General features: G+C 44.2%; 12 protein-coding genes. 10 read left to right on the plus strand and 2 right to left on the minus strand.

The window, feature by feature from the left end; translation table 11 throughout:
* The 7 genes from sufC (at window position 1) to TOL_RS11365 (ending at window position 6,337) form a co-directional block, all read left to right on the plus strand.
* Window positions 1-759 (plus strand): Fe-S cluster assembly ATPase SufC, encoded by a 759-nt coding sequence (gene sufC, locus TOL_RS11335; RefSeq protein WP_015487468.1) that lies wholly within the window; start codon window positions 1-3, stop codon window positions 757-759.
* 1 nt (window position 760) lies between these two features.
* On the plus strand, window positions 761-2,092 hold the full coding sequence (sufD, locus tag TOL_RS11340) for a Fe-S cluster assembly protein SufD (RefSeq protein ID WP_015487469.1): 1,332 nt from the start codon (window positions 761-763) through the stop codon (window positions 2,090-2,092).
* A complete protein-coding gene (locus TOL_RS11345) occupies window positions 2,089-3,312 on the plus strand; it encodes an aminotransferase class V-fold PLP-dependent enzyme (RefSeq protein WP_015487470.1) in 1,224 nt (407 codons plus the stop codon). The genes sufD and TOL_RS11345 overlap by 4 nt, the downstream gene beginning before the upstream one ends.
* A gap of 18 nt (window positions 3,313-3,330) precedes the next feature.
* Window positions 3,331-3,690, plus strand: coding sequence for a HesB/IscA family protein (locus TOL_RS11350; protein ID WP_015487471.1), 360 nt, complete (start codon window positions 3,331-3,333; stop codon window positions 3,688-3,690).
* 76 nt (window positions 3,691-3,766) lie between these two features.
* Window positions 3,767-4,294 carry a putative Fe-S cluster assembly protein SufT gene (sufT, locus tag TOL_RS11355; protein ID WP_015487472.1) on the plus strand — a complete coding sequence of 176 codons (528 nt, stop codon included), beginning with the start codon at window positions 3,767-3,769 and terminating at the stop codon, window positions 4,292-4,294.
* 124 nt (window positions 4,295-4,418) lie between these two features.
* Window positions 4,419-5,675 carry an alanine racemase gene (locus TOL_RS11360; protein WP_025265149.1) on the plus strand — a complete coding sequence of 419 codons (1,257 nt, stop codon included), beginning with the start codon at window positions 4,419-4,421 and terminating at the stop codon, window positions 5,673-5,675.
* Window positions 5,672-6,337, plus strand: a complete 666-nt coding sequence (locus TOL_RS11365) for an alpha/beta hydrolase (RefSeq protein WP_025265148.1) — start codon at window positions 5,672-5,674, stop codon at window positions 6,335-6,337. Before TOL_RS11360 ends, TOL_RS11365 begins: the two co-directional genes overlap by 4 nt.
* 26 nt (window positions 6,338-6,363) lie before the next feature.
* On the opposite strand, the gene TOL_RS11370 is transcribed toward TOL_RS11365, so the two are convergent.
* Window positions 6,364-8,364 carry a methyl-accepting chemotaxis protein gene (locus TOL_RS11370; protein WP_015487475.1) on the minus strand — a complete coding sequence of 667 codons (2,001 nt, stop codon included), beginning with the start codon at window positions 8,362-8,364 and terminating at the stop codon, window positions 6,364-6,366.
* A 298-nt stretch (window positions 8,365-8,662) separates the two neighbouring features.
* On the opposite strand from TOL_RS11370, the gene TOL_RS18405 reads away from it, so the two are divergent.
* From TOL_RS18405 to dapD, 3 genes are all read left to right on the plus strand, one after another.
* Entirely contained in the window at window positions 8,663-11,719 is a 3,057-nt protein-coding gene (locus TOL_RS18405; RefSeq protein ID WP_158505919.1) for an ATP-binding protein, read from the plus strand.
* Window positions 11,720-11,844: 125 nt separating this feature from the next.
* Window positions 11,845-12,192: an ArsC family reductase gene (locus TOL_RS11380; protein ID WP_015487478.1), complete on the plus strand. Its 348-nt coding sequence runs from the start codon at window positions 11,845-11,847 to the stop codon at window positions 12,190-12,192.
* Window positions 12,193-12,206: 14 nt separating this feature from the next.
* On the plus strand, window positions 12,207-13,235 hold the full coding sequence (dapD, locus tag TOL_RS11385) for a 2,3,4,5-tetrahydropyridine-2,6-dicarboxylate N-succinyltransferase (protein WP_015487479.1): 1,029 nt from the start codon (window positions 12,207-12,209) through the stop codon (window positions 13,233-13,235).
* A 499-nt stretch (window positions 13,236-13,734) separates the two neighbouring features.
* On the opposite strand, the gene TOL_RS18410 is transcribed toward dapD, so the two are convergent.
* Window positions 13,735-14,886 carry an OmpA family protein gene (locus TOL_RS18410; protein ID WP_015487480.1) on the minus strand — a complete coding sequence of 384 codons (1,152 nt, stop codon included), beginning with the start codon at window positions 14,884-14,886 and terminating at the stop codon, window positions 13,735-13,737.
* Window positions 14,887-14,987 lie beyond the last annotated feature (101 nt).

Raw genomic sequence — 14,987 nt, forward strand, 5'->3', positions numbered from 1 at the left:
ATGATCAGCATTAATAACTTGCACGCCCGCGTTGAAGAAAAAGACATCCTTAAAGGTTTATCACTGGATATTAAGCCGGGTGAAGTTCACGCAATCATGGGGCCTAACGGTGCCGGTAAAAGCACTCTTGGCAACGTACTAGCCGGTCGCCCGGGTTACGAAGTGACTAGCGGTACAGCGACGCTAAACGGTAAAGATATTTTTGCCATGGATACCGAAGAGCGCGCCCGCGAAGGTGTATTCCTAGCATTCCAATACCCGGTGGAAATCCCTGGGGTGTCGAATCTTGAATTCTTAAAAGCTTCGGTCGACGCGGTACGCGCGCACCAAGGCAAAAAAGCATTGGATTCTGTCCAGTTTTTAAAATTGGCACGAGAAAAATGCAAAGCCGTTAACTTAGATCAAGGCTTTTTAAAGCGTGGAGTTAACGAAGGTTTCTCTGGTGGCGAGAAAAAACGTAACGAATTAATGCAAATGATGATGCTAGAGCCAAGCCTGTGCATTCTTGATGAAACTGACTCAGGTTTAGATATCGACGCGCTGCAAGTGGTCGCAGAAGGCGTTAATGCCATGCGTGATGCTAACCGCAGTTTTATTGTCGTTACTCACTATCAGCGTTTATTGGATTACATCGTACCTGATTATGTTCACGTGTTGGCCAATGGCCGCATCGTAAAATCAGGTGGTAAAGAACTGGCCTTAGAGTTAGAAGAAAAAGGTTACGGCTGGTTAGAAACCGCAGACAACGGAGCCGCTTAACATGCCTGAGCAGTTTCAGAATCAGCAACTGGCGTTAGCCACTGCGCAAACACCATTAGCACTGTTGAGCACGCTGAATGAGCGTGGCCGCAGCGCATTTGCCCAAGCCAGTATGCCTAACCGTAAAACAGAAGCGTGGAAATATACATCGCTACATACCTTGCTAACCGGCGATTTCGCCTCTCAAGCAAAGTCCGCCGATTTTGATATGAATGCGATTCGTACCTTAGTGACGATTCCTAATATCGACGCTGATCGTTTGGTACTTGTTAACGGTCAATTGCGCATTGAACTATCCGACGAAGCTGCACTTAACCGCATCGTTCGTTTTGCCGATGCTAACGCAGATCAAAAAGATCAGATCGCTCAGTACTTAGGCCAAACTCTAAATGATAAAAGTGGACATGTATTTAACCAGCTCAACAATGCTGCGATTAGCGACGGCTACTTCGTTCTGGTTAACCGCAATGTACAAGCTGATACCCTATTGCAAATCAGCCACATTACGACGCAACAACAAAGCGCCTTCACCTTGAACGAGCGCTTATTGGTGGTGTTAGAGCAAGGTGCCAGTGCCAATATCATTGAACACTTCGGCTCGACTAACGAAACTCAAAATAGCTTCACGAATACAGTAACCGAAATCCTTGTCGGAGATAATGCGCGTCTGACCCATTACCGCTTACAGCTGATGCAAGAAGATGCACTGCATATTGGTAGCACGCACATTGATCTGCAACGCGATGCCAATTACAACGGCTTCTACCTTGGCTTAGGTACTCGTTTAACCCGTAATGATGTGGTGGTAAATCACAACATTGGTGGCTCGCACTGCGAAATGGCGGGTATTTATGTTCCGCAAAACCAGCAGTTGATCGACTTTCACACCTGCATCGAACACAAGGCGGCGCATTGCACTAGTAATGAAGTTTTCCGTGGGATTATGAATCACAAATCCAAAGCCGTATTTAACGGTCGTATTCATATTCATCCGGATGCGCAGAAAACCTTAGCCGAATTGAGTAATAAAAACTTATTACTCACGAATACGGCAGAGATTTACACCAAACCAGAATTAGAAATTTACGCCGACGATGTAAAATGTGCTCACGGCGCAACCGTTGCGCAATTGGACGAGAAGGCCAGTTTCTATTTGCAAAGTCGTGGTATCAGTGCCAAAGATGCAGAAATCATGCTGAGCTTCGGTTTTATTAACGAATTACTATCGGCAACCACTCACGAAGGCGTGGGTGAATGGCTCTACCCTATTTTGTCTGAGCGCTTCGGTCGTAGCCCAGAATTAGCGAATGCATTAGCGGGAGAACATGCATGACCAATGCAGATATACTGCGGATTCGTGCCGACTTTCCAGCGTTAAACCAAGACGTTAATGGTAAGCCATTAGTGTATTTAGACAACGGTGCGACGACGCAAAAGCCCCAAGTCGTCATTGACGCGCTTGCACATTATTACGCGTACGATAACTCGAACGTGCATCGTGGTGCGCACACACTCAGCGACCGAGCGACTCAAGCATTTGAAGGGGCTCGTGTCACATTACAACAGTTTTTAAATGCAAAGAAATCTGAAGAAATTGTATGGACACGCGGTACAACCGAGTCTATCAATCTCGTGGCTTCCACTTGGGGTCGTCAGAATTTAACAGCAGGTGACGAAATTCTAGTCACCGGTATGGAGCACCACTCCAACATAGTGCCGTGGCAAATGCTGTGTGAGCAAACTGGTTCTAAGTTGCGCCCAATTCCAGTAAAGGAAAATGGCGAGCTTGATATGGACGCGTTCGCCACCATGTTGAGTGATAAGGTAAAGCTAGTATCTGTCGTGCATGTATCGAATGCACTTGGCACCATAAACCCAGTCGAAACCATTATTAAGATGGCACACGAAGTTGGTGCTAAAGTTTTAGTCGATGGTGCGCAGGCGGTATCGCATTGGAACGTCGATGTGCAGGCTTTAGGCGTCGATTTTTACGCATTTTCGGGTCATAAGTTATTTGGGCCAACGGGTATCGGCGTACTGTACGGCAAAGAAGATTTGCTTAATGCAATGCCCCCATACCAAGGCGGCGGCGAGATGATTGCACACTGTTCGTTTGAGAAAACGACGTACAATGTATTGCCGTATAAATTTGAAGCCGGTACGCCAAATATTGCCGGTGCGATTGGCTTAGCTGCGGCAATTGATTATTTAAACACGCTCGATCGCGTAGCATTAGCCAAGCACGAAGACTCGTTATTACTGAAAGCGAATGAACTAGCTGAGCAGCTTGGAGATATTCGTCGTATTGGTACTGCTGCAAAAAAAGCCAGTGTGTTTAGCTTTTTACTCGCTAATGCACATCCTGGGGATGTAGGCACCCTTCTCGATCAACAAGGTATTGCCGTACGCACGGGTCATCATTGTGCAATGCCATTAATGGATCAATATGCAATACCAGGCACAGTACGAGCGTCGTTCAGTTTTTATAACACATTAGACGATGTTGAACGCTTATTTACTGGCCTTGAAAAAGCCAAAATGTTTTTACTGTAACGGATAGAAGGAAACACTATGAGTATCGAAACCTTTGATCCTAATGCCATGGCCGATGTCAGCATGACCGACACCGCTATCGCGCATATTCGTAAACAACTAATTAAAAACGCTAATATGGCGGGCATTCGCTTAGGCGTTAAAAAGAGCGGCTGCTCTGGTTTTAAATACGATATTGAATTTGTTGAACAAGCAACTGATGGCGATCAAACCATTCAAGTAGCCGACGATGTTGCCTTGTTTGTGTCGGAAGAAGCACGGCCATACTTACGTGGTACTGTGATCGATTTCACCAAAGAAGGGTTAAACAGTACCATCAAATTTAACAACCCAAACGCAAAAGATTTATGCGGATGTGGTGAGTCGTTCTCGGTTTAAACTTTTTAAATAGGCAGTATTAGTTCCTGTCTATTCACTAATCGCCCCTGCGGCTAAAACGATTTTGGAGAAGAGTATGGAACGCCGCATGGTGGTCGCACAAGAAGCCTGTCCGGCCCGTCAAGTTCCCTCTGGTATACCCACGGTTATTCCTGCGGGCACCTTCGTAACCATCAACCAAGCTCTCGGTGGTAACTACACAGTCACCATGAATGGCAATATGGTTCGTGTTGATGGTACTGATGCCGCAGCGCTAGGTTTAGAAGCAGAAGAGATCGTATTTGAAAATCACGATGATGGTATTGTTCGTGAAGAGCAAATTCGCCAAGCCCTACGCACGATTTATGATCCAGAGATTCCTATCAACCTGCTCGATCTTGGCCTTATCTATGGCATAAAGATTCACGCAACTGAAGTCGTGATTGATATGACTTTGACGGCACCCACCTGTGGTATGGGTCCAGTGTTAATCTCTGACGTCAAGTACCGCGTGGCTAAGGTACCAAACGTTACTAAAGTCAGCGTCGAACTGGTTTTCGATCCCCCTTGGCATCGTGACATGATGACCGAAGAAGCTCAGCTAGAAGCAGGCTTGTTCTTCTAAGATCACTGTCGCTCATACAGAGATTGGCCCAAATGGGCATAATCGTGGATTATTCGCTTCGCTGGCATTATAGTGTTGTCGTAATAACAACAATAATAATAATGTTAATTGGTTCGGGTTCCTGATGAGCGACGCGTATTTTAAAGGTATCACTGCAGCATTACACACCGCCGGTGTCTGCACCCCGACTCTAATCATAGATAGAGCACGCCTCGACAGAAACATTGATCACGTAATAGATGTTTTGAACAAAGGCTTTGAATATCGCCTTGTAACGAAGTCGCTGCCATCTATCCCGCTACTCCAGTATGTTATGCGGAGAACGGGAACCCAGCGCCTTATGTGCTTTCACCTGCCGTTCTTACTGCAATTGGTTAATCATATTCCATCGTCCGACATTTTGATGGGCAAACCTATGCCTGTGCGCGCCGCTCAGGAGTTCTACGATTGGCATTCAGGGCAAACAAGTAGCATGTGCTTTGCACCCGAATTACAACTCCAATGGCTAATCGATAGCATCGAACGGCTAGAGCAATATGAATATCTTGCAAGCCAACGTAATCTGCGTCTACGCGTATGCTTGGAAATCGACGTTGGTTTGCATCGAGGAGGGTTTCGTAATACTGCCGACTTCACTGCAGCCCTCCGATTTATTCGTCGCTCTAATTATCTTACGCTCAGTGGCTTAATGGGTTACGAAGCCCATATCACCAAAATGCCAATGATATTAGGCGGTATAAAAAGCGCTTTCGCCGATACTCAAGGGCGCTACGCAAATTTTTTAAGTGCCGCAAAAGCAGAGCTGGGCGATCATATTCTCGACAATCTCTGCATCAATACTGGCGGTAGTACCACCTACACCCTGTACCACAATTCTAAACTCGTGAATGAAATTGCTGCGGGCGCGGCCTTAGTAATGCCCTCTAATTTTTCCGCCGAAACATTAGAGCATCACCAGAAGGCAGCCTTTATCGCTGCACCGATACTAAAAAATATTTCTAAACCAGAAATTCCGTTAACACCTGCCATTTCAACCATGTTGCGTATTATTGGTGTATTGCCGAAGCGGGCTTGTTTTATCTATGGCGGCAACTGGCTTGCAGATCCTTGTTACCCTGAAGATACCCAACATTGCAAAATTTTTGGTCGCTCAAGCAATCAAGAAATGTATGGCATTCCGGTGGATAGCGATATAAAGCAAGATGACTTTATTTTTATGACTCCGCAGCAGAGCGAATCGGTATTCCTACAATTTGGTACCATAGGTGTTTATGAAGATGGCAGAATCTCCGCTTGGTGGAATGTGTTTCAAGAGAACGACATCGAACAACCGCCAGTATATTCTGATATCCCTACAGCCGAAATTTACCCATTAAAATGAAGACAAACAACTCATTAAAAATGCTATCTATTGAGCCTGAAAAACAGGCAGATAGCTGTATTATTTGGCTCCATGGCCTAGGTGCAGATGCATCCGACTTTTATCCCATAGGAAAGATGCTTAGTCCTGTTTTAGCTGAACACGCTATTCGTTGGATATTTCCACAAGCACCGATTAGGCCGGTTTTTATCAACGGCGGTGTGCCTATGCCGTGTTGGTACGACATATTAGCTGTTAACCCTTCACGTGTTGTTAACCCACAACATGTGACTGAAATTTGCGCGCAAATAAACGAACTAATAAATCAACAGATAGCGCTTGGTATTGCAGCCAACCGCATCCTATTAGCCGGATTTTCACAAGGTGGCGCCGTGGCCTTGGAATGTGCATTAACCCATCCCAAGGCCTTAGCCGGTTTAATGGCGTTGTCGACCTATTTGATCAAGGCACCAAAACACGTATCTCATAGCGAACTGCCCATATTATTAGTTCATGGCACTGAGGATATGGTCGTACCAATACCCTTGGCCGACGATACCCTAATCGCGTTACAAAAATTAGGATATACACTACAGAGCCATCGACTAGAGATGGCACATGAAGTGTGCAATGAGGAGGTAGACATTATTGCAGAATTTATTCGCAGGTGTTTACAACGCTGATTAGCCCCAGATGCAAGCGCTATCGCCTACTCTACACCTAAATCAAATTGCCCTGTCTGCTGGCTTAAAGCTTTTGCCATTTCGCGCTGTTCTTTCGCGGTTTTTCCCATAAATGTAGCAGTGGCAACGGTATGTTTAGATATTTTAAAAATATTATTCATACTGCCGCCCACTTCTATATTGGCCGACACTTGCTCCTCCGCAGCTGCAGCTACTTGATCAGACATATCGCGAATATCCTGAATAACATCGCGAATTTGATTCAATTCGCGATGCAAGGTATTCGATAAATCCACACCTTCGGTAACAATTTTTTGCGAAGCATCGACGGCATTAAATGCTAGCTTCGAGTCTTTCTGAAATTTACCGACAATTACTTCGATTTCTGCCGTCGAATCTTGTGTTCTTTGCGCTAATGTTCTTACTTCATCGGCGACCACAGCGAAGCCTCTGCCCTGATCCCCCGCACGAGCTGCCTCAATTGCAGCATTCAATGCCAACAGATTGGTCTGTTCTGCAATCGATTTAATGACACCCAAAACACCACCAATAGCATCACTACTGTCGTGTAATTCACGAATGACTTTGGCAACATCACCCATGCTGGTATTTAAGGTATCCGCTTGTTTAACACTCCGGTCGATAACCCTAGCACTACTATGGATTACATCATTGGCGCGATCGGATTGGTCAGCAACACGTTGAATATGCTTAGCAATCTCTCTAGTCGCCTGTTCTAATTGAGTGACTGCGACCACCGCCGCCCCAGTGTCTTCTTGCTGTTTATGCATACCCTTAGAGCTAAGCGAAATAGTCATCTGGTTCTGCATGGCGGTCAGTGATAGCTGCCGCGCTATAGCATTAATCGCTGTTACGGTGCTTGCCATACGCTCCTGCATACCATTGAATGCCTTTGCAGCCGCGCCTAGCTCATCATCTAAGAGAACTTTAACGCGTTTATGCAGCGATAAATGAGCGGCCGCATTCCCGATAACACTCGTTAGTTCGTGAATTTGACGATAAATCATGGAGGATATTTGAATCGCTAATGCCAGGGTGATACCGACTATAACCAGTGCAATCAGTACATTTTGACTCAGATTCGTTTTAGCCACACTCAGTTCCCGCTGAGCCGACTGTATCAGCTTCGCATTTAACTGATCATCAATAGCCTTGAGTGCGTTAATACGCGCTGTGGCAGCTTTAAACCAATCTGGAGAAGCAACACTAAATCCACCTGTTTGCGCCTTATCATTGGCAAGAATACGATAGTTAGCAACAGCAGTGTTTTCGTCACTCGTTAAGAATTTTTCAAAAGCGGCTGCAGATTCCAGATCCGTAAAGCGGACATAATTTTCAAAAAACACATCTTGCTCAGAGACAAGGCGTACGAAGTGTTGATAAAGGCCGTCCCCGAATGCATCAGCACCAAACACGTTACTCAATACTGCGCGCTCAATGCCCGCTCGCTCCTTACCCTGCAAAAAATTGTAGTAAGATTGCAACCCTCGAGATAGATCACCCTGAGTTGTGTAAGCCGTCGCTAGAGCTGGTACGATCAGTAGATCACTAATTGTTGTGGTAAAGAAAGCTAGTGCCTCTCCTAAGGGCAAGGACAACTGTTGAACCGCGATTCGAGTCGACTTTAACGCTTCTATTTTAGCCCGCACAGCGACTACTCGGCTCTCAACATCAGTAAATTGTCCAAGATTGGCCTTAGCGACGTAGCCTTGCCAACGCTGTATCTGAATATCAACGTTCTGTCGTTGCGTGACTAAAGTGTCACCAAATTTAGCGCCCGATGTGCCAATAAATCCGGCAGTCATTCCTCGTTCTTTCTGTAGCTCATGCGCCAATTGGCTATTGATAGAGGTGAGCTCGACCAGTGTTTGAACCGCCTCAAGCTCACTAAGCTGGCCTGATGTCTTAGTAATGTCACGTAATTCGAAGTAAGTAATCGCCAACAAAGGAGCCACTATCAGTAACAGCAGCTTGTACTTGATCGGCAGTGACTTTAACCAACTCATGAAACGCCTCGACGACAATAGCTAGACAATTGAGCCTAGTAGATGCTGGCTTCATCACCAGCCAAAACAACTCCAAACAGGCCAATTACTTAAAAATGTCCTATTCCCACAATATCGGCACAAAGAAGTAGCCTAAACTAGATCTAAGATATCTGAGCACATCAACGAAGGTAATCTATGCCAAGTAGCGGAAAAACAATCTTGTTCAACCAGCAATTACCTCCTAATCTCTTATGATTAGTAGAAAATTTATGTTTATTTCCATCCTTGATTTACACTCAGAAATATAGGTATGTACATGTGGAGGATCTTCTTAAAGAACAAGAATTTGTTCATATTAATCGGCTCAATATTCACCCTATACATAATTATTTCAATTCTTCAAATTACTTATATTTACAACACAACCAAATCCGAACTTATCAATGACGATAAGTATCACTTAGAAATCATCGTAAAAAATATAAAAGACACCTTCGAATCAGATAGAAAAAAAGCTCTATTTTTGAATAACTTACCGTCAATTCAAGAAATAGTACTTAATGCCAAAAAGCAAGAAAACGACTCAAAAAACGACCTATCTGTCGAGGAATGGGAAGATCGCTTAGCAGTAATATTCCATGCCTATATCCAAGCAAACTCTCAAATAAGACAAATACGCTATATTGGCACTAATGATAACGGGAGAGAAATAGTAAGAGTCGAGCGTTCTAACGGTAATATAAAGATCGCCGAAAAATCGGAATTACAACAAAAAGGTGATACCCAGTACTTTAAAGAAGCCATAAAACTAACTCCTGGATCAGTACTCATTTCAGAGATTGAATTAAACAAAGAGCATGGGATGATTGACTTCCCAGAGTGGCCGACTTATCGAATTGCCATAGGTACTTTTGATCAAAACATGACGCTACTCGGATTCGTCATAATCAACATTGATGCAACTGATTTCTTAAATAGTTTCCGTTCACAGACCGAAGGTTATGACACCTACTTATTAAATGGCGATCATAAGTTTTTGTTACATCCTGATTCGCACTTAGACTTTTCTTTCGAGCATAAAAACTCTCTGTTTGACTCTTGGCAGGGCTACTTCAAAACGCCTATTGAGGAAGCCCCCTATGCAATAAGCACGGTAGAAAAACCAAATGGAGAAGTTCTGTTTAGTCATGGTGTCAAAATAAAGTACAACACCCAAAGTAAAGAACGCTATTTATATGTTGTTAATACCATTACTGAATCGACAATTATAGAAAACGTGCTAAAACATCTCATTGGCTATCAGGCTGTTTCATTCGCTCTATTCTTGATTGTTATATTTACCGCCATAATCTATCAGAGATCTATCACAGCCATTCGTGTAAAAGACGAAGCAGAAATACGCTATGAAACCATTGTAAATGCCATATCAGAATGCATAGTAACCCTAAACCCTAAGTACAGCATAAAAAGATACAATAACGCCGCAAAATCATTATTCCGACTAAAATCAAGTTTAGAGGATTTTGAAGGAAAATCTATTTTCGACCTAATACCGGAAGTTCAGGAAGGTATTATTACAGCTCAAAAAATACTAGATAATGGCGAACCAAGAGCAGAATTCCTGATAAGCATTACCAGCTTGAATAGAGAGACTAGACACTTCAATATTACCTTAACGAAGATACAAAAATTAGATACAAGAGAAATCGATTTAGTACTATTAATCCATGACAATACAATCGTTTTTGAATACCGAAAATCATTGGAAATATCCAATCGTCTGTTAGAGGAAAAAGTTCAAGAAAGAACATCAGAACTACAAAATGCATTGAAAATTGCAGATAAAGCAAACAAAACTAAAAGTGACTTCCTCGCAACGATGAGTCATGAGATTCGAACGCCACTAAATGGCGTTTTAGGAATGCTAAATTTACTTGCTAATGGCCCACTAACGCCGCGCCAAGAAGAAAACCTGCATATAGCAAAGTCCAGCGCCTCTCTGTTAACACAGCTGATTAATGACATATTGGACTTCTCAAGAATTGAAGCCGGAAAACTCACTATAGACAATGTCGATTTCAATTTAATTAATTTACTACATACAACGACATCTAATATAAGCACGGCAGCAAACGATAAAGACCTGCAGTTAGTATGTGATACAAGTGAAGTAAAATCAGAGCACGTTCATTCAGATCCGCATAGAATTAAACAAGTCATTAATAACTTGTTAAGCAATGCGATAAAATTTACCGATACTGGCACCATTACTCTAAAAGCTAACACGCAGGTAAGACCGGATGGAAAAATTGAATTTAAATGTTCGGTTATTGATACAGGAATAGGTATAGAGGAAGAGAAATTAAACTATATATTCGAGAAATTCACTCAGGCAACATCCAGCACATCGAGATTGTATGGAGGCACAGGATTAGGACTTTCCATTAGCAAACAACTTCTTCACTTACTTGGCGGCGAACTAACGGTTACGAGTGAAAAGGGGCGCGGGAGTACATTCTCATTTACAATACCGTTAGCGCAACCGCATGCTGATATTTCAATCGCAACCGATTCTAGCAAATCAAACACAGTTGAGTTCTTAGCCGACCAAACCATACTTGTGGTAGATGATAACCGTACCAATAGAGCAATTATTACTGGATTATTAGAAGCCCACAATGCCACTATTTTAGAAGCCGTCAATGGTATCGATGCTCTGCGGATATTAAACACAACAAACGATAATTCCATTGATATTATCTTAATGGATTGTCAAATGCCGGAGCTAGATGGTTATCAGGCGACTCAATGCATTCGAAATGGTGAAGCGGGCCAAAAGTATGTGCACATCCCTATCATTGCGTTAACAGCAGCTGCCATGCAGGGTGAAAAAGAGAAATGTTTAGCCGCAGGCATGACAGACTACTTAGCCAAACCTGTCGACTTCGAGCAATTAATACTCAAACTCCAGCTTTATATAGACAGCACAGAGGGCATTTCAGCACCCATTAAAAAAGCTGAGATAGATACTGAGTCTATTTGGGATAAAGAAGGGGCATTATCTAGGCTAAACAACAGCCAAGAACTACTGGCAAGCATTTACGATATCTTCCGCGAAACGAGCCCGGAAACTTTAACGTCATTGAAGTTAGCCTTAGACAAATTGGATATCGATGCCATCCATCGCCAAGCCCACAAGTTAAAAAGCCCAGCATTGACCGTTGGCGCCATTAAAGTTGCTCAAATTGCACTGCAGCTTGAGTCGGCAAACGAAGAAGAGTTGCGAAGCGCCAAAGATAACTCGTTATATGAGTCATTAGAGACCGAATATCATTTGTTTGTGAACCTTGCTGAGCGCGAACTAGGTCTATAACTGCTTCAACACGCCAATTCCCCCTCTTTGGGCTGAACCTCTCTCTGCCTTCTGGTATCCTTCGCATCCGCAAATGGCCTATCTCATTAAGCCAGACTTAAGAACATAGCCCTGTAGGACTGGATATGATTACCCTCTACGGCATAAAAAACTGCGACACCATGAAAAAGGCCCGCGCTTGGCTTGATGATGCCGGTGTCGCTTATGAGTTTCATGATTATAAAAAAGATGGCTTGCCCGCAGACTTATTAGACACTTGGATGGCTAACCTAGGCTGGGACGCCTTAATCAACCGTCGCGGCACGACGTGGCGCAAGCTACCAGACGGTGTTAAAGAAGCTATTGATGAAGCATCTGCTCGGGCCATTATGCTAGAGAACCCGTCGATCATTAAGCGTCCGCTATTGGATACAGGCAGCACTCGACATCTTGGTTTTAAAGCCGACGAATACAAACATCTACTACAGAAATAATGTGAGGAATTCCCATGACAGCATTTGCACTAGCCATCGGTGTAGGTACTAAAAATAGCAAAGGCGAATGGTTGGAAGTGTACTTCCAAAAACCACTATTAAATCCTGCTGATAGCTTAGTTACAGCCGCTCTTGAAACCTTGGGTTACGAAGGTGGCAACGTGGCACTTGATGTCGATGGTGGCGAGCTCACTGCTTTTGCAGATGCCATTGATGCAATCGCCCCAGAACAAGCGGCGCTAGCCCGCGCATGTACCGAGAGTGTTCGTCCAATCACAGTGACGATCTTAGACACCGATGCGCAAGCGACCAGTACCCCAGAGGTCTATCTGAAGTTGCATCTCCTGTCGCATCGTTTGGTTAAACCACATGGCGTTAATCTGGCCGGTATGTTTGGTTTACTTCCGAATGTTGCTTGGACCAACCAAGGTGCAATTGATCTAGCCGAACTTCCAGAAGCACAGCTGAAAGCGCGTTTAAATGGCGAATTACTTAGCGTTAACAGCGTTGATAAGTTCCCACGTATGACCGACTACATCGTACCAAGCGGCACACGCATTGCGCACACTGCGCGCGTACGTTTAGGTGCACACATCGGCGAAGGCACAACCATCATGCATGAAGGCTTTGTTAACTTTAACGCCGGTACCTTGGGTGTTTCTATGGTTGAAGGCCGTATATCAGCAGGAGTTGTTGTCGGTGACGGCTCAGATCTAGGCGGCGGTTGTTCCACAATGGGCACCCTATCCGGTGGTGGCAACATCATCATTTCTGTCGGCGAAAAATGTTTACTGGGCGCGAACGCCGGTATCGGTATTCCACTAGGTGATCGTTGCACGGTGGAATCAGGTTTGTACGTTACTGCTGGCACTAAGATCCAAGTGTTAGATGATCAAAAGCAAGTTGTCGATACCGTTAAAGGCCGCGACCTTGCCGGTAAGTCTGACCTGCTGTTCCGTCGTAATTCAATCTCTGGTGCCGTTGAGTGTGTGACCAACAAGAGTGCCATTGCATTGAACGAGGAATTGCACGCGAATAACTAAGCGCGCTCATCTCGATAGGTCTAACAGTCGTTAGGCCTCTACGAGGCTAAAACTGTAAACACAGTTTTGGCCTCGCGTCATCTCAACTCCTTTCGTAATCTTTTAAGTAGCTCGTCAGCTTTTCAGTCAATGTTTTGACCTATTTATTATTTTGAACGGTTGTAAACCCCTGTACTGATATGTATCTCAGTAGGTGGCTATTTGTGTCGATTTGCTTACAGCCAATGTAAACCGAAAAAACAGGACTAACATTAGAATTAGAAGAAGCGAAACAGCCTCTCACCACGATAACAACAGCAGTAATAAAAAGAGCAACGTCACCGATAGAATAAAGATAACAACGGTGACGAATACAAGAATAAAGCTCAGACACTCCCTGCTCGGGCCTAACATAACATGTGTTAGGCCCTCTTCATTTCCCAACCCCAAAAACCACAATGCCGATACAAAAAAGCCCCGATTGAATCGAGGCTTTTTATTTTACGAACATCAAGAGATATTACTTAATGTCGAATACCGCACGGCGGTTTTGAGCACGACCTTCAGCAGTATCATTGCTCGCAACAGGACTGGTTTCACCAAACCCTTTCGCGTCGATACGATCTGCACTCACACCCTTCTTCATTAGGTAAGAACGCACACTGTTAGCACGATCTTGGCTGAGGTTTTTATTAAACGTCTCAGGACCTGTGTTATCGGTGAAGGCAGACACAGTGATAGAAGCATTTGAATATTGTGCTAGCTCGCTCGCAGCATCGTCCAGCATCTTCTTCATCGATACTGTTAACTTAGACGACTCGACATCGAACAAGACATTACTGATAGAACCTGTGAATTTAGCACAGCCAGTTTCATCAACCGTTAAGCCTTCAGCAGTCAGTGCACACTGATCAAGATCGTTGGCAATGCCGTCGTGGTCATCGTCATTCGAGCCTGCGGCAGTCGCTGGCAAGGCAGCAAGTTCCTGAGTGTCTAATTGCATAGCTTCTGCAGAGGTAGAATCTTCAGCGTTAGTCTCGGCGCAGCAACCATCATAGTACTCTGAAGAAAAGTCACTAGCAGCAACGGTTGATTCTTTCGCATCATAGCTCGCAACACGCTCACTGCTTTCGATGCCAAAGCGATAACCGACTTCCAACATGTATACGGCATGGTAGGAAATATTGTCTTGTAGATCATCGATACGTGCTTCCACACGACCAAAAAACTCATCGTTCATGTCGTACTGCAAACCGGCACCTAGCGACAAAAAGCCACCTCGAGAGTCGAGCGACGGAGAACCATCTTTTTCGAACTCTTCTTGGCCCAAACCCAGTGCTAAGTATGGCTTCAATGCTTTTTCACCGAAAAAGTACAAACCACTTAAACGAAACTGGTTGATGTCAGCACGTTCAGACGCTTGAGTCGGAGATGGCATCACAACGGAGCCTTCTACCGCGAAATTATTGCTAAGCATATAGCCTAGTGATGCTTCTATTTCATAGCTGTGACGAGCGCGAATACCTTGATCATCGTAGACATCGCCGAACGGATCGTTGTCAAAATGGCCTGCACCGAAGGTAATATAGGTATTTTCATTGGCAATAGCTGACATAGAAGCAATCGAGATTAATGCGATTAAACTTCCTTTAAAAATTGGGTGCTTATTCATGTTCTCTCCTTGTTTACACGGTACAAATTCGAACTTGGCGCATAATACCGAATTGACAGAAAAAGACATCCAGAATGTGTAGTTTTGTAATGCTCTGAACA

Origin of the sequence: Thalassolituus oleivorans MIL-1 (genome assembly GCF_000355675.1) — a bacterium.
GTDB classification, from domain to species: domain Bacteria; phylum Pseudomonadota; class Gammaproteobacteria; order Pseudomonadales; family Oceanobacteraceae; genus Thalassolituus; species Thalassolituus oleivorans.